Annotated in this window: 16 protein-coding genes and 5 pseudogenes; 11 read left to right on the top strand and 10 right to left on the bottom strand. The window is 38.8% G+C overall.

Annotated elements, in window-relative coordinates; all coding sequences use genetic code 11:
* Positions 1-172 precede the first annotated feature (172 nt).
* Positions 173-488: pseudogene (metJ, locus tag PN838_RS19035) on the top strand (met regulon transcriptional regulator MetJ).
* Between the two features lie 178 nt (positions 489-666).
* Here metJ and pyrE read toward each other — a convergent pair.
* The 4 genes and pseudogenes from pyrE to PN838_RS19015 all read right to left on the bottom strand — a co-directional run bounded on the left by pyrE (position 667) and on the right by PN838_RS19015 (position 4,053).
* Positions 667-1,309: pseudogene (pyrE, locus tag PN838_RS19030) on the bottom strand (orotate phosphoribosyltransferase).
* Positions 1,310-1,327: 18 nt separating this feature from the next.
* Positions 1,328-2,041, bottom strand: a complete 714-nt coding sequence (gene rph, locus PN838_RS19025) for a ribonuclease PH (protein WP_215962458.1) — start codon at positions 2,039-2,041, stop codon at positions 1,328-1,330.
* Positions 2,042-2,171: 130 nt separating this feature from the next.
* Positions 2,172-2,555, bottom strand: a complete 384-nt coding sequence (locus PN838_RS19020) for a DbpA RNA binding domain-containing protein (protein ID WP_272181659.1) — start codon at positions 2,553-2,555, stop codon at positions 2,172-2,174.
* A gap of 124 nt (positions 2,556-2,679) precedes the next feature.
* A complete protein-coding gene (locus PN838_RS19015; protein WP_272181658.1) occupies positions 2,680-4,053 on the bottom strand; it encodes a DEAD/DEAH box helicase in 1,374 nt (457 codons plus the stop codon).
* A gap of 498 nt (positions 4,054-4,551) precedes the next feature.
* On the opposite strand from PN838_RS19015, the pseudogene PN838_RS19010 reads away from it, so the two are divergent.
* From PN838_RS19010 to PN838_RS18970, 9 genes and pseudogenes are all read left to right on the top strand, one after another.
* Positions 4,552-5,414, top strand: a pseudogene (locus PN838_RS19010) (YicC/YloC family endoribonuclease).
* Positions 5,415-5,761: 347 nt separating this feature from the next.
* The gene (locus PN838_RS19005) at positions 5,762-6,424 is read left to right on the top strand and encodes a RelA/SpoT-related domain-containing protein (protein ID WP_272181657.1); all 663 of its coding nucleotides are present in this window, start codon (positions 5,762-5,764) and stop codon (positions 6,422-6,424) included.
* Positions 6,408-6,677 (top strand): hypothetical protein, encoded by a 270-nt coding sequence (locus PN838_RS19000; RefSeq protein WP_272181656.1) that lies wholly within the window; start codon positions 6,408-6,410, stop codon positions 6,675-6,677. Before PN838_RS19005 ends, PN838_RS19000 begins: the two co-directional genes overlap by 17 nt.
* Positions 6,678-7,228: 551 nt before the next feature.
* On the top strand, positions 7,229-7,555 hold the full coding sequence (locus PN838_RS18995) for a hypothetical protein (protein WP_272181655.1): 327 nt from the start codon (positions 7,229-7,231) through the stop codon (positions 7,553-7,555).
* 2 nt (positions 7,556-7,557) lie between these two features.
* Positions 7,558-8,259, top strand: a complete 702-nt coding sequence (locus PN838_RS18990; RefSeq protein WP_272181654.1) for a hypothetical protein — start codon at positions 7,558-7,560, stop codon at positions 8,257-8,259.
* Positions 8,260-8,407: 148 nt separating this feature from the next.
* Positions 8,408-8,890 (top strand): hypothetical protein, encoded by a 483-nt coding sequence (locus PN838_RS18985; RefSeq protein WP_272181653.1) that lies wholly within the window; start codon positions 8,408-8,410, stop codon positions 8,888-8,890.
* Between the two features lie 172 nt (positions 8,891-9,062).
* Positions 9,063-9,980 carry a DUF4062 domain-containing protein gene (locus tag PN838_RS18980; RefSeq protein ID WP_272181652.1) on the top strand — a complete coding sequence of 306 codons (918 nt, stop codon included), beginning with the start codon at positions 9,063-9,065 and terminating at the stop codon, positions 9,978-9,980.
* Positions 9,981-10,176: 196 nt separating this feature from the next.
* Positions 10,177-10,605: a hypothetical protein gene (locus tag PN838_RS18975; RefSeq protein ID WP_272181651.1), complete on the top strand. Its 429-nt coding sequence runs from the start codon at positions 10,177-10,179 to the stop codon at positions 10,603-10,605.
* Entirely contained in the window at positions 10,602-11,735 is a 1,134-nt protein-coding gene (locus PN838_RS18970) for a hypothetical protein (protein ID WP_272181650.1), read from the top strand. Before PN838_RS18975 ends, PN838_RS18970 begins: the two co-directional genes overlap by 4 nt.
* 275 nt (positions 11,736-12,010) lie before the next feature.
* On the opposite strand, the pseudogene PN838_RS18965 reads toward PN838_RS18970, so the two are convergent.
* Positions 12,011-12,370: pseudogene (locus tag PN838_RS18965) on the bottom strand (IS66 family transposase); the annotation flags it as partial.
* A gap of 186 nt (positions 12,371-12,556) precedes the next feature.
* Here PN838_RS18965 and PN838_RS18960 point away from each other — a divergent pair.
* A complete protein-coding gene (locus PN838_RS18960; protein ID WP_272181649.1) occupies positions 12,557-13,018 on the top strand; it encodes a YccF domain-containing protein in 462 nt (153 codons plus the stop codon).
* Here the strand turns inward: PN838_RS18960 and PN838_RS18955 are convergent.
* The 5 genes and pseudogenes from PN838_RS18955 to PN838_RS18935 form a co-directional block, all read right to left on the bottom strand.
* Positions 13,015-13,272: a hypothetical protein gene (locus PN838_RS18955; RefSeq protein ID WP_272181648.1), complete on the bottom strand. Its 258-nt coding sequence runs from the start codon at positions 13,270-13,272 to the stop codon at positions 13,015-13,017. The two genes, PN838_RS18960 and PN838_RS18955, sit on opposite strands and share 4 nt — an antisense overlap.
* Before the next feature lie 26 nt (positions 13,273-13,298).
* The gene (locus PN838_RS18950) at positions 13,299-13,652 is read right to left on the bottom strand and encodes a 3'-5' exonuclease family protein (RefSeq protein ID WP_272181647.1); all 354 of its coding nucleotides are present in this window, start codon (positions 13,650-13,652) and stop codon (positions 13,299-13,301) included.
* A gap of 109 nt (positions 13,653-13,761) precedes the next feature.
* Positions 13,762-14,250 carry an HNH endonuclease gene (locus PN838_RS18945; RefSeq protein ID WP_272181646.1) on the bottom strand — a complete coding sequence of 163 codons (489 nt, stop codon included), beginning with the start codon at positions 14,248-14,250 and terminating at the stop codon, positions 13,762-13,764.
* Positions 14,251-14,463: 213 nt separating this feature from the next.
* A complete protein-coding gene (locus PN838_RS18940; protein ID WP_272182653.1) occupies positions 14,464-14,835 on the bottom strand; it encodes an MmcQ/YjbR family DNA-binding protein in 372 nt (123 codons plus the stop codon).
* A gap of 178 nt (positions 14,836-15,013) precedes the next feature.
* Positions 15,014-16,108 (bottom strand): annotated as a pseudogene (locus PN838_RS18935) (polysaccharide lyase family 7 protein).
* Positions 16,109-16,223 lie beyond the last annotated feature (115 nt).

The raw sequence follows: 16,223 nt of genomic DNA, 5'->3' as shown, positions 1-16,223 counted from the left end.
ACGTCTAAACTTTTAGAAATCGATAATTTGACTAATTAATTTAATCCAATACAATTTGCCGGGTCTTTAACTTATATCTTTCGATTTTGCCCATAACGTCCTAATACTTCCAAAGACGAGTTCGAAGTGGCAAAAATGTTAAAAAAGAATTACTGAACATCGCAGGTGTACTATGGCTACGTGGAATGGCGAATACATTCATCCTTATGCAGAACATGGAAAAAAGCGGAAAAGGTTAAAAAATAACCGTCTCAATTCCGCTTAACGTTTTAAAAGTATTAACCGACGAGCGAACTCGACGCCAAGTGAATAACTTGCGGCACGCTACTAATAGCGAATTGTTATGTGAAGCATTTCTACACGCGTTTACAGGCCAACCTTTGCCGGCCGACGGTGATTTGTCGAAAGACAATCCTGAACAAATACCTGAAGAAGTGCGCAATATTTTGATAGAGATGGGAAAAGCGATCCCTGAAATCGAAGATTAGTTATTTTAGTTAGTTCGACTAAATACAACCGAAATAAAAAAAGCCATCAAATTTGCATTCGATGGCTTTTTTATTTACGTTCGTTTTTGCTATTTATATTAACGTTTGATTTTAATATGAATACGCCTGTTAGCAAAATGACTGATTAACAAGACTTTTGACCAACAGCACCTTTGTCTTAAATACCGTAGTTTGTACGATACGCTTCCACTAAAGGTAAATAGTCAGCATAAGATGGCGTCTTAGCCAAATAAGTAATTACGTCTGCTAATGTCACGATTGATATGACTTTTGTACCAAAATCGCGTTCAACTTCTTGAATCGCAGACAATTCGCCTTTGCCTTTTTACCTAGCGATCTAAAGCAATTAACACCCCAGATAAATTAGCACCATGTTGCTGAATGATCTCCATCGATTCACGAATCGCCGTGCCCGCTGTGATCACATCATCCACTAACATGATGTCACCTTTAAGCTCAGATCCAACTAAACTTCCGCCTTCACCGTGGGTCTTTTTCTCTTTACGATTAAAGCAGTATGGCGTGTCAATATCGTGATGATCAGCCAACGCAACCGCCGTTGTAGTCGCAATTGGAATGCCTTTATAAGCAGGGCCAAACAATACGTCAAACTTGATGCCAGAGTCGACCAATGCAGCTGCATAAAAACGACCTAAACGCGCGAGATCACGACCGGTATTAAACAAACCTGCATTAAAGAAATACGGACTCGTACGGCCAGATTTTAAGGTGAATTCGCCAAACTTTAAAACTTGTTTTTCTAGTGCAAATTCAATAAATTCAATTTGATAATCTTTCATGTGGTCACCTAGTATTACTTAAGCAATCGCTTTTTTCTGTTCATCGATAAGTTCGCCAATCGCATTTTTAGCTAAAGCTAACATTTCTTGCATTTCGTCAAACGTAAATGGTTCTTCTTCTGCCGTGCCTTGTACTTCGATTAAACGACCGTCTTCAGTCATTATCACGTTCATGTCGGTATCAGCCTCAGAATCTTCAAGGTATTCTAAATCGGCAATTGGCGTGCCTTTATAAACACCAACTGAGATAGCCGCAATAAGGTGTTTAAGTGGATTCGTTTTAATGATGTTTTCTTTACGCATATAGTTAATTGCATCAACTAACGCCACACAAGCACCTGTAATTGACGCAGTACGTGTTCCGCCATCAGCTTGGATAACATCGCAATCAACGGTAATGGTATTTTCGCCTAGCGCCGTTAAGTCGACAGCGGCACGAAGTGAACGAGCGATGAGACGTTGAATTTCCATTGTACGGCCAGACTGTTTGCCACGCGCAGCTTCACGGTTGTTACGAGTATGAGTCGAACGCGGTAACATACCGTATTCCGCCGTTACCCAACCCTTACCTTTACCTTTCATAAAACGCGGTACGCCCACTTCAACGGTCGCATTACATAATACTTTTGTATCGCCAATCTCAATTAAAACTGAACCTTCAGCGTGTGCTGTAAAGTTACGTGTGATGGTGACTGGTCGAATTTGAGAAGTTGTTCTGCCGCTTGGACGCATGTTAATACCCTATTAAATTTCTTGAAAACGTAATATACCAACAAAAGGTGTATACCTAAATTACGTTTGTAAATTGTTTATATAAAAAGGGCAACGATACGTTGCCCTTAGATTAACCTAGATGGTTAAATTATTTTTCTGAACGACGTCCACGATGGCCTTCACCACCGCCACTGCGTCCGCCGTCACGACCACGTCCACGTCCGCCACGGTCATCTCTACCGCGTCCGCCGTCACGACCGCCACCGCCTTCACGACGACCAACACCTTCGCCACCACGAGGGTCAACTTTAAGGTCAATCGTTTGATTACGGATCTTAGTTTGCTTCAACTTCTGTTGTACGTCAGCTGGCATTTCTGCTGGCAACTCAACAATTGAGAAGTTAGGAGCAAGTTTGATGTTGCCGATGAAACGAGAGCTAATGTTCGCTTCATTTGCAATTGCACCAACGATATCTTTTGGTGATACGCCATGCTCACGACCAACTTCGATACGGTAAGCTTGCATCTTCATACCTGGATCACGTCCACGTCCGCCATCACGGCCGCCTCTGTCACCACGGTCATTGCGATCACGAGGACCACGATCGTTACGGTCACGAGGACCTCTGTCACCACGATCATCGCCGTTGTTGTGACTAAGGCATACCTTTACCAGTAACCTGTAGAGGCGCTTCTTGTTGCGCTAAGTACGTTAACGCACCTGCAACTTCAGCAACATCCATTTGATGCTCTTCAGCATACTCAATCGCTAATTTTTGGAAGAATTCTAATTCTTGAGAACCCAATGCATCTGAGATCTTTTCTTTAAACGAAGAAACACGTAATTGGGTCACTTCTTCATTTGAAGGCGCTTCATAAGGTAAAATCGTTTGCTTAGTTTCGCGTTCAATCGTTTTCAATAAACGACGTTCACGTGGCGCAGCAAACAAGATTGCATTACCTTTACGTCCCGCACGACCCGTACGGCCAACACGGTGAACATAAGACTCAACATCATATGGTAAATCGTAGTTAATAACGTGACTAACACGTTCAACGTCGATACCACGAGCAGCAACGTCTGTTGCGATGATGATATCTAAGCGACCTGATTTTAAAGATTCGATACATTGTTCACGATGCGACTGGTTCATATCACCATTAAGTGCCGCTGCCGCATAACCTCTTGCCGACAATTTATCCGCAAGTTCGCTTGTGCTAATACGTGTTTTAACAAAGATGATCATACCGTCGAATTGGATCAATTCTAAAATACGAGTCAATACGTCAAGCTTTTGGTTGTTATTAACAATCCAATATTGCTGCGTAATGTTTGAGTGGCTCGCCGTTTTAGGCTTAATGCGCACTTCTTTAGGATTTTTTAAGTAGTTTTTAGTTACTTTTAAGATCTGTGCTGGCATCGTTGCTGAGAACAAAGCAATTTGTGCTTGTTTAGGAACATGCTCCATGATCCATTCAACATCGTCGATGAAACCCATACGCAACATTTCATCAGCTTCGTCCAAAATAACCATTTTCAGGTTAGACAAGTCTAATGTTTCACGACGCATATGGTCCATAACACGGCTAGGAGTACCAACTACTACATGCACACCACGTTTTAAAGAACGTAATTGCGTACGGAAGTCTTGACCACCGTAAATAGGTAATACATGGAAACCTGATAATTTTTCAGCGTATGTTGAAAATGCTTCAGCAACTTGAATTGCTAATTCACGCGTTGGTGTTAATACCAAAACCTGTGGTGAATTAATTTTTGCATCTAATTTACATAATGCTGGTAATGCAAACGCGGCTGTTTTACCAGTACCTGTTTGCGCAATACCTAAAACGTCATCGCCGTTTAAGATATGAGGAATACATTCTGCTTGAATTGGTGAAGGTGTTTCATAACCAACACTGTGAACGGCGTCTAATACTTCAGGGCTTAAACCTAAATCAGCGAATTTTAATTCTGTTGCTTCAGCAACTACGGCTGCATTTGGTTGGGGTGTTACATTTTCTGTCATTGTTTACTCACATTTCGACCCCAACTTCACGCACTATTCCGTCATCACTCTACCTACACACGCGTCTTATACACGTTCACAATTCGAGCTTAGCCTGATATGGGGATATATATCAAAGGGCGCGCATTGTACACGTTTTTATAACCTTTAGCGAGCCTTAATGTATAAAAAAGCATCAAATTAAAGTAATTACTTAAATAAAGTTTCGATAACACCTGCGCGTGCCGAAAATTATAGTCGAAAAATTGTACATCGTTATAAAATCACAAATTAATTTTTATCTCAGTCACCTCCACCCAAATTAAATTTGCAATCAAAGTATTAGGATTAGATTCAAACCTAAAAAACAAATAATTAGCGTATTAAATCCTAAAACTGCCACAAACTAAAAGCGAAGCACTAGGTATAGTTTTAGATCCAAAAAACAAATTTTCCGTGTGTTAACTCCTCCGATGTTTATAATAGAGGCAATTGTAAAATAAAATGTTAGGAACGACCGTGATCCAAAGTATGACCGCTTATGCCCGTAACGAAGTTAAAGGCGATTGGGGCAACGCCGTTTGGGAAATACGTTCGGTAAATCAACGTTATCTCGAAACGTATATTCGCTTACCAGAGCAATTCCGTTCGATGGAAACCATTATACGTGAACGTCTGCGCAAACAGTTACAGCGCGGCAAAGTTGAAGTATTTTTAAAATACACCGCCAATGCCTCGGCAGTTGCCAAATTGTCATTAAATGAAACCTTAGCGCAACAACTTATCGACAGTGCAAACTGGGTAAATAAAGCCGCTGGTGCTGGCGAGTTAAATCCAGTCGACATATTAAAATGGTAAGGCGTTATGGAAGCTGAAGAAACCGACATGGACTCAGTGCAAAAAGACGTTATCGGTGGCTTTGACCAACTTGTTAAAGACTTCAAAGAAGCCCGCGGCAGTGAAGGCGCAAACTTAAAACAAATGATCGACTCTCGTCTTGAGATCATTGTTGAACAAGTCGCTATCGTAAAACAACACATGCCTGAAATCATGGCGTGGCAAAAAGAACGCATAGTTGCCAAACTCGAAGACGCAAAAGTTGAAATCGACGCCGCTCGCCTCGAACAAGAACTGATTTATATGGCACAAAAAACCGACGTCGCCGAAGAACTCGACCGCCTCGAAAGCCACGTAACTGAAACGCAAAAGATCATGAAAAAGGCGGCGCATGTGGCCGCAGACTCGACTTTATGATGCAAGAGTTCAACCGCGAATCAAATACCCTAGCCTCAAAATCAATCAACGCCGACATCACTAAAGCCGCTGTTGAGTTAAAGGTTCTTATTGAGCAGATGAGGGAGCAAATTCAAAATATAGAGTAATGTTTATTCAATAAGATTCTCAACATTCCAACTATTAGCTTTTTCCTAATAGTTGGAATAAACCGTTATATTTTCCAGCATAAAATCACACCTTATAAAACTGGTTACTAACTTATAAATCATAGCCATTTTTATCGCTTAACTTACTGGTCTAATAAAGTATTTTTATAGTAGTCTACAAACCTAGGTAGTATGTAAAGACTGAGATAATATCCTGCTAAACATTTATATTACTCGAATTAGTTAATTTTTTAATACGTGCATTACAGTTACTATTTTAGTGTTAACTAATAGTAAAGAGAAAAAGAATATCGAAAAATACAATAGCGGAAATTGAGGCAAATCAAATGGCATTGAGTAACAGTCAAGTAACAAGGTTAGGCGATAGGCTCCGCAGCAGTTCAATTACTAATGACGATTTAGCGTTACTTGATGAATTTCGTCAAACTTTTAGTGAGATTGATGAAAAAGCGTATACCATCACACATAAAGTACTGGAAAATACTTCTGATTGGACAGCAACCAAACGTAAGCGCAAAACACAACAATCAATTGTTGATAAACTGTGTAGGCTACCCCAACTACGTTTACCTCAAATGCAAGATATCGCAGGATGTCGCATAGTATTAAAATCAGGCACTAAACAAGCCAGTGAATTAAATAATTTACTGCTTGCCGCTTTTACACAACAAGACTGGCAAGTAGAAGGTAAAGAAAGAGACAATGACGGTTATCGGGCTATTCATATTATTGCTAAATTAGGTAAACAATTTTATGAGATTCAATTACGAACCTATGCTCAAGATATTTGGGCAAACTTAGTCGAAACTATGTCTGATGAAAAAAATACCTTAAAATATGGCGGCAATGAGCAAGAGCAAACAATAATGAATAAACTAAAGCAACTCTCAGAGTCGTTTGTTACCATTGATTCAGAAGCTCACAATCACTCTATTGAGCAATATCAACAACGAATAGAGGCAGCGATTCGCCATGTATTATCTGATTGAACATAATCGCACCACTAAAACGACAGAATGCGATGAATATAATAACTATATTGATGCTCAAAATGCTTGTTTACTAAAAGAGCAACAGTTTCTTACAGCTAATAAACATGAGATGGAAGTCGTCGTATTTGAAGCTAATAGCCTAGCCGATTTAAAACGAACACACAGTCGCTATTTTGCAAAGGCAGAAAACAATAGCGGTAATGGCGCGCTACTGGCTGTCGGATTAGTTGGTCTTGCTGCTTTTTATTGAGTAAAAAATCATGAAAAAGGCGACGCATGCATAAATTAAAAGTTTCTAGCTGTAAGCTAATACACCTGCGCTTGGCTGGTGAGCTACAATTTGAGACTGTAACTAAATCGGTGTAACTGCCTATCAACCAATCCACTAAGAATTTAAGATAGATAGTTATGAATAAGAAAGCACTCGAAGTGATATACGTACTAGTGTTACTACAAACACAGAATCTCTTGAATCATTAAGTACCACAGTTAATGCTAACTCGGCAGCTATTGATACATTAAGTACCTCGTCAGGTAGTACATTTGCATACTCATTAAAAAATGAAGCTAATGAAAAAGTTTGGGATATCGTAAGTATCGGCATAAACGGATTAATGTTAGTTACAGATGGTACAGTCGTTTTTACCGCCAATAGCTCAGGGCTTTATATTGAAAATGATGAAAAAGATAAAGCATTACCTTGGATTGAATAAGTATATAATTAGCCAATTTTAAATATTAGCGACGTTTCGGTATATTAAGAAAACTTGTTTCGTAAACTTTTCAGAAGGGATAATGTAGATGAACTTAGAAGTTGTTATCGGGGTTACAGGACATAGAGATATAGAACCTAATGATATTGATAAAGTTGTAGATAGCTTTAAAGAATACATTTTAGAATTATTAACTAAATACCCTGAGTTAAACTTCAGAGTGTTATCTGGTCTTGCATCTGGAGCCGATAGAATAATTACTAATGCCGTTCTGGATATATCAAACCCTAGACTTTCATGTACAGGCGTGCTCCCTCTCCCTATATTAGATTACAAAAATGACTTCTCTAACTCCGAGTGCAACGAATTTGATAGTCTAATAAAAAACTTCAATCAAATCAGTTCAACATTATAGAATTGGAAGAGCACGGAACTAGGCCAGCTTGCTATCAAAAGTTAGGCTCATACTTACTCAACAAGTCCGATATTATTATCTCTGTTTGGGACTTAAATGAAACTGAGGCTTTAGGAGGGACATACGATGTAACGTCTTTGGCCTTCAGAAGGACTCCATTAACCTCAGCTGGAAATTTCTATCTAAAATCAAATATTCCAGTGTACGTTATTCCCTGTAAGCGAATTAGTTACGACTCCCCTAGTTGCCAAACTAAATCTGGGTACTTATTTAACCTAGATGAAAAAGTTCTTACTCAGAAGCAGCCTAAAGCTCTGACAGCAAAGCTTATAAATTTATCATCCTTACAAAAGGAAATTTCAAATTATGATCTAGAATCAGAACAGCTTTACAAGCCCACTGATCACGTACAAAACTATAAGTCAGATGATGCCAAACGAATTATGAAGTATTTTGGAGTTTTTGATTTTTTAGCTAATCGTACGCAACAAAAAGTTAATAGAATTCATTCTACATTAGCCATGCTGACATTACTAATTGCCACGAGCTTTTTGATTTACGCAAAGCTATTTCCCTCTCAGTATATTCTAGCCGGATATATTTTGTTGTTTATCTTTGGGGGTTGTTGGTTTAAATTAGCTAACCCTAATAAGCTAAAGGAGAGTTACGCTTTTTTCGGCTCATTTCTGAGAGTTTACGCATAGAATTTTATTTATCTCAGAGTGGCGTATCCGATAGAGTTGGCCAAAAGTCCTTAAGCACTATTTTGAATACAGGGGTTCAGAATTTGACTCAACTGTCAGGTCAATTCTAAAGCAATCTACTATTTGTGGATATGCTCCAACAGGCAACATGTCTAAACGAGATGTTCTACTAGACTGGTTTGAAAATCAAAGAGCATACTTTAACAAGTCTCACCATAGATTACATGGCTCGCACGAAAAAGCTGAGCGCTTTATTAAAATATCCATTTATTTACCAATTATTATACTCTTTTTGGTGTTATTTCCATGGACATACTACTTATTAAACTCATTTGTTTTTCTTGGGATATCCGGGAAAGTCTGGGCCGTATTTTTATCAGCTTTAATTCCTGTTATTGGCCTTATAAACGAGCAACTTGCTGTGAATAAATCCTTAAAGGAACAATCTCAGTTCGCAAATCAACATATTATTTTTTTAGACCAAGCCATCGAGGCTATTCAAAATAAGGATATTGACGAAGAAAACATTGATAAAACCGCACTAATTGCTGCACAAGAGTTATCGAATGAGCACGTTATTTGGTTAAATATAAACAACATAAAAACACTAACAACAGCACATGGAGGTTAATTTGAAAGCTTTTATTATTCATTCATCTACGGATACCAGTTATTCTTATATTGAGGAATATTTGATTATTATAAGTCAGCCAAGATAAAACCTATTCGAATAAACAAATGACCTTACGTGACTTTTTATCAGTCGCTCGGTATTTAATTGCTAGCAACTAAGAATTTTAATTATGTTATACAATCCCTATGAAATAAGAGTGTTTTTATCTTCAACTTTCGAAGACATGACAGAAGAAAGAAATGCGCTACGATTGGAGGTATTTCCGGAACTAGAAAACTTGTGTCAAACTCACGGACTAAGTTTTCGAGTAATCGACTTGAATTGGGGAGTCACTCCTGAACAGGTTGAGCAGGGTTTAACAATTGAGCATTGCCTTACGGAAATTGAAAATAGCACTAACTCTAAAATATTTTTCATTAACATTATAGGTGATCGCTATGGGTGGGTCCCTCGATTAGATGAAGTGGATATTAAGAAGTATACAGAAAATTCAACTAGTCAATTAGCAGCTAAAATCCGAACTTATTTAGAAAGAAGAATAAGTATTACCCATATGGAAATTGAGCACGCCATTGAAAATGCTATTTCCCATGAACAATTATTGTTCTACTTTAGAAAACCTGACGACTCCTATATTCTAAAACAATTATCCCCAAGACGTGGAGAAAGCTCTTTTAATTCACTAATTCGAGAAAAGAATGTTTATAAACAGCGCGACCAACTCGAAAAATTAAAAGCCGAGCTCGCTATGGATAAGTATGTTTCCCCTCATTCTTACGAAACACCAGACGAATTAGTGACACTCATATCAGAGCACCTAACCGAAGAAATACATAAATTTATTTCTACGGCTAATAATACTTCGGACATAAATAAATACCAGATAGTTGAAAAATTAAAACGAAAAAGAATCTCTCACGGCATTATTCATCCGCATTTCTATGGTTACGGTTCGGATAATATATTAAAGAAGATAAACTCTGAACAATACTCAATTATCGGAATTGAGGGCAACAGTGGTTATGGAGCAACAACGTTTTTAGCGCATATGGCAAACGTACTGGAAATCTTTTTCCAGATTCGTTGATTATTGAAAATTATAGCATTGGCAGATCAATTCTCGACGTTCTAAACATTGCAAATAAATCTATTGCCGAACTTTTAAACGTTAAAACCTACACTAAAAAACGCCAGGAGAAGATATACACTATTTTAATGCTTGGGATACGCTGACAAGATTAATGAGTTTTTGGAATTCACGAAAAGAAACGAAAGTTTTTATTGTGTTAAATGACTTAATAAAGTCTAGCATTGATAAATCAGAGCCTATAGGCCACTCGTATTTTGATTTAATTTTGTCAGAAGCGAGCCTGCCCAAAAACCTCTTCATTATATACTCTAACACGCAACTAGACTTAATAAGCAAAGATGCAAAATCGAAAGTCTACCAGATAGCGATTAAAGAAAATGAATTACTCGATTACAGACAGATTTATTTCACGAAATTTGCGTCGATGTATGGCAAGGCAGTTTCAAATGAATTGTTATCAATTTTAAACAACTCCATGATTTATAGCCCTTTAGCATTAAATATTACATTTGAGTACTTAAGGTTAATATCTGATTTCAATAATATTACAGCTGATTTAGAACGTTTTTTAAGTAACACCACGTCGCTTCAAGATATCGAAAAAAATACATTGAGTCGATGAATACTTTACTATTCAAAGATGCTAATTTTGATCTGGTGCTCTATGTGTATTCCCTTCTAGGAGATTTTAAGACGAGTGAAGAGGAAATATATTCTTGTATAAAAATCATTAAGCCAGACATTAACGAAGCACTTGTTTTAAAAGCAATTTATTTATTAAACCCTGTAATTATCAATAACATTGACGGCATTAGCATTAAGTCACTTAACAGCGAAATTAAAAAATGGCGATATCAATTTCTAGATGCTGTTTACAAAAAGTACAGCCGAAATACTCCAGAGTTATTATTTTCTAACGGTACATATAAGGCTATAGCCCAACAAGCTTACCTTTCAAAAGCTCCCACTTATTCGGCACTGTTTATTTCCTCCCCACTATTGATCTCTGCGTTGTACGATTATTCTCCATTTCTTTTAGACGCTTTACTTTTAAATATTTTAGACTCTGACCAATCAGAAATGTTTAAACGAGTATTTATAACAACCTGGAAGGATTCATTTCAGGATGCGGGACGCGCTCAATTTTCTAGAGTGTTACTAGAATATAATGAACAACATTTAGCTTACTTTTATTCTCGGTTATGTCAAAATAATCCAAACATAAAAGAAGAGGAGTTCAAGTCAGCTTGTGTATATGAAGCTGTTGCATCTACTAACCTCGGAGAATATTCAAATGCCAAATTAAAAATATGCGACAACCTTAAGCTCTTTAATAAAGGTCAATTCGGTGAGTACAATAAATATACTATCGATTCTATGTTAGACCTGATAAATGTATTGCTTGCTTTAAGAGAAGCGGACAGTGCAAGAGTCGAGCTTTTCAAGTTGTGGAATATTTTGGCTACCCAACCTCCAGCCATGAGCTCATCCCTAGCAGATAAATGTGATTACGATGTTGATAGCCCATTATACATGCAACAAGCAGCCGATTTTTATGTTGAATTTCTTGAATATAATTTGGAGTTATTAAATTTATTACCTCAAAATGATGTTAAATTATTATTATGTATAAGTAGGTGCATTCACTGTATAGAAAGTTTAAAGGGTAAGGGAATGTTGTCTCAACTGCGAAATGTGAATGTGTTGCTGTCGATTAAACAACTATTACCCGAATCTGATTTACCATGGTAGAAGCTCTAATAAAAACTTTGCTTTTTATACTTAGCGCATATTAAATTGAATAATAAAATAACTACCTATGTAAAGAGTAACTTCCCAAATTTCAAAAACGGGACGTTGAAAACCCTTATATTTATTGGAATGAGGAGTCTTTCATCCCAGCAATTACCCAAAATCCATTTAATTAAATGATGAACAGATACTTGAACGTGCTGTTGAAATACTTGCAGGACGTTTTGTTCGTGTAGATTATTTCAACAATGTAGTAAACGTCCGGCCAATCCCACCTAGGCTTTGAAGTTCCATGGTAATAAACTTTCGATATCGGGCTCTGGCTTGCAGAGTTCATCGAGGCATTTCATCATGTAATCGAACGGCACTAAGCCATTGGCTTTGGCCGTTTCGATGATGCTATAGAGATTAGCACTGGCTTGGGCACCGTTTGCAGTTTGGCTAAACACCCAGTTTTTTCGACCAATCACGAAGGGCTTGATGGCCCTCTCTGCTCGGTTATTGTCGATGTTCAACTGACCGTCTTGTAGATACACAATGAGCTTTGACCATTGGTTTGCTAAGTAGTTGGCGGCCTCTGCTAATTTCGTTTTTCCAATCAATCTTGGTTGGTTTTTCTCTAACCATGTTTGCAGTGTAGTGGCCAAAATCACTATGCCACTACAAATAAACGATTCTAATTTTTCCTAATATTTTCAACCCCAAGTCGAGCTTTGGCGCTGCTGGCTGGGTTGCCACACATTTTCTCACAAATTAGTTATAGCGCACTGCCCCTATTTTTTATTATGATTTCTAAAGTGAGTGTTTTTTGAGGATTTGAGATGAGTGCAATTGGTAATTTAATCTGGTTTATATTTGGCGGTGTAGTCATGGGTTTGGCTTGGTGCTTTTTTGGGTTACTAGCCTTTATAAGTATTGTGGGTATTCCGTGGGGTCGCGCTTGTTTTGTGATGGCGGGGTTTTCGTTTTTTCCTTTTGGCAAAGAGGCTATTGCCCGCGACGAATTAACCTTGCAAGAGGACGTTGGCACTAGTGAGTTTGGGGTTGTGGGTAACGTAATTTGGTTTTTGTTTGCTGGGCTTTGGCTCGCCATTGGTCATCTTGTTTCTGCTATTGCCTGTTTTGTGACTATTATAGGGATCCCGTTTGCCATCCAACACCTAAAGCTCGCTGGTATTTCAATTGCGCCTATTGGTAAAACCGTTGTAGACAAAGAAGTCGCGGCTGCAGCCCATGAAGCGAACGCTGCTGCCGAAGTGGCTAATCTGCGTCGTCGTTATTAACCAACGGCCTTGTTGTATTCGCGCCCACTTTGCTTGGTCAATTCTGCTTGGTCATTTCTGTTTGGCCAATACATTAGCGATACAAATTGCTGAGTGGGCGTCGTTTGCAGCGTATTGGATTTGGCTTGGCTTAAGTGGGTAAGCCCCCAATTGGATTTTTGTGCGCCCTTGCCGAGTCGTGCGTTTAGTACCATGGCAACAGCGGTTCGAGCGCCAATTAGGTCCCTGTCGCCAATCATTACTTTCAATGTCACAGCTAAGTCTTCTACATTGTTTAGTTCTATGTCGAGCTTATTGCGCAGCTCTTTTTATCACCTCTTAGCCCAAAACCGACTTTTTTGATCTGTTCATTGTTTAAAATTTTTCGAGCGGCGGTTACTGCACACTTAAACCGAGTGGGAAATAAATAGCCATGTGAGTCGGTAGCCAGTTGGATCAAGGTCGGTCCAGGGCCGGTTTCACCTTTATTAAAAATAGGCTTCATTTCTGTATCAAACCCAACACAGCGCTCTTGGTTTAATGCCGCAAATGCTTGTTTTGCATCTTGCTCGTTTTCAACAATGGTGATGTCTTGTAAATTTAGACCTGAGTACATAGGTAGCGCTCGAATTTGCTCTTTAGTTGGACGTTTCAAATTTATCTCTTTTATCTTTTTGCAAATAACTTAGTTATATATTACTGCTTCAACGTTACTCTTTAACGAGCTAAAGCAACCTAGTTGCCCATTTGCCAACTAATACACACTAACGCCATTGGGTCTCTGACACATTCAGTTTTCCCATATTACACGCTTCACACAGGATTTGAAGATTGTCTAACTCTAGTGCTAAATGTGGGTATTTAGACCGTGGTTTTATGTGATCTACATGCAACACGGCTCCGGTGTCTGGCGTTGCGCCGCAGCACGCGCATCTGTTGCCAAATTGCTCAAACGCTGTTGTCCGCAGGCGGAGCCATTTAGCCGTGCGATAAAAATCGGTTTCGGTTTTGGTTCCTTCATATGGCAGTTCGTTACTGTCGGTAAATGTTTGCGGCATGCTGTGTGGGGAGAAATAATTCACAGAACCTTTATTGGCATTAAGCCAATTCCACATTGCCTTCATTGCGCCGGATTCGGTTTTGTATTTCTTCTTTTTAGAGATGCTTTTAGCGCTGCCCTTTGCACCGCTATTCGAACTCGCAGAAGAATGGTTGTCGGTACCTTCGGCGGCATGGAAACTTACGGTATACATAGCTGACTCCCTGCATTTATGGCCATACCTAATGTGTTAAACGGCGGCTTAACTTTGCTGTAATTAGCTCAACAACGGTTATTTATTTAGTGCAAAGCAAGCCAAACTGTTTTGATTTCTTAGCAAAACTCTAGCAAAAAGTGTCTGTGTTGTTAAGTCACAAACCAATGTGTACGCGGATATATGAGCTCCTATGTTGCGGGATAGCTGGGGTTAACTGTCTGGTTGATTTAGATTTAACTCTTTTTGTTTTATTTTGGTTAATCCTAACGACACTAAACGATAGGATTCAGACAAATAATATGTAAGTTGTTCGTCGAGTTCTGGGTTGCTTGATATCTGCTGGATCCATTTCATTCCGCGATTAGCTAAATATGGCGCTGGTCGATATCCTTCGCTTTCACTTAAAAATCCGTAGTTTTGTTCTGAAGTTTTAAATGTAAAGGCTGGGGTCTTGTCTTTTGTCCAACCTCCAATAGCAAAGACTTTGCCGCCCACTTTCCAAACATGAGAATTGCCCCATTGCACAACATATGTGGTGGCAGGGAATGAACGGCAATATGTATTAAATTCGTCGTAATTCATCATCTATCCAAAGTGGCGTTTTAAGCATTTATCTGAGTTTGCTCTACTTAATCACAATAGTGTAATACCATTTTGAACATTATAAAAAGTCAGTCATGAGAAACGCAAAAAGCCCTTAAAAAGGGCTTTTTGGGGAATGTCATAGTTACCTTGTTGGTAAATGTGCATTAGTGTTCTTTTAAGGCTTTGTGCTTTTTCCAACTTTAAGTTTTGTGAAAGTCACTTGAGTGTAGTCACCATTGGCCTTGTCGATTTCCCAATCGCCCGTACCTATGGACAAGCAGTATACCAACCAGCGACGTCATCTTTAGTGCTACATTGGTTGTAAGCACCGGCTTTAAAGTAATGCCAATCAAGCGTATAGCCAAATGGATTGTCTTTAAGGTCTTGGTTGCCGTACGCATCAATATTGTTACTAAGGTCAATTGCATAGTTAACCGTTGGTTTACCTGAGGCGGTAAATTCTAGGTACATGGTATTTTCATGGACGTTGATAACGTAACTAAATTCTTCACCAAGTTTTATGCCTTCAGCGCCCGGATCGGCAGGGTTTTTCCAAGTGTTACCCCAAACAGGATAAGCAATGTCGGTACGGTCTTTTGCTGTTTTTGGCAAGTTACGTTCGTAGGTCCAAAATACTGAGCCTGTGTCGTGGTTTGGCCATTTTTTATAGAAGATCTTAATTGGTTCATTACCCCAACCAAACTGCTCGTTGGTTTTTTCCAATAAGTTTTTGTCTTTACCCGCGTGGATTTGACCAACAACCACTGAAAACGCCGGTGGCTTGTCTGGGTAACCAGCGCGTACTGCAACTTGGTCGACTTTTAAACTTGCTTCCATCTTGCCGCCAACTTGCGCAAATTTATCAGAAAATGTATGTCTCGCTATGGCAAAGTTATTTTTAAATGAGGCCGTTTTAATGCTCTTGTTGTCACCGCGTAACATATGACGTAATTCACTACGAGTGTTTGATGAATTAGCAGAGGTCGTCGCTTTATTTGGTGTTGCAGAATACCATGTGGCCGTTGTCGTCTAAATAGAAAAAGTCTGGGTGGGCGTAATCTTGGATCGCACGCACACCAACTTCGTCAATTTTACCGTTATTGTCTTCATCTAGAGGTAAAGTGATCTTCCATTCACGTAAGTCAAACTTAGATGCTGGCGCTTTTGAATTTGCTCTTTCTTTAAATGGTGCCGGTTGTTCTTCAGTCGCTGAACAAGCCAATAAACTTGTTGTTAACGCTGATATTACGGCGATTCTAGTTAAACGCATGCCTACCTCTGTTATTCTAATTTTATTTTTGATTGTAATCCTGTGGTGTATTGTTAACCAATTAACATCCAAAATACAAGTCATACTTACAATTTGGTTGACCATTTTTAAAATA

The organism is Psychrosphaera algicola (assembly GCF_028401425.1).
GTDB classification, from domain to species: domain Bacteria; phylum Pseudomonadota; class Gammaproteobacteria; order Enterobacterales; family Alteromonadaceae; genus Psychrosphaera; species Psychrosphaera algicola.
Note: the sequence above shows the minus strand (reverse complement) of the source record. Positions and strands in the feature narration are given on the sequence as shown.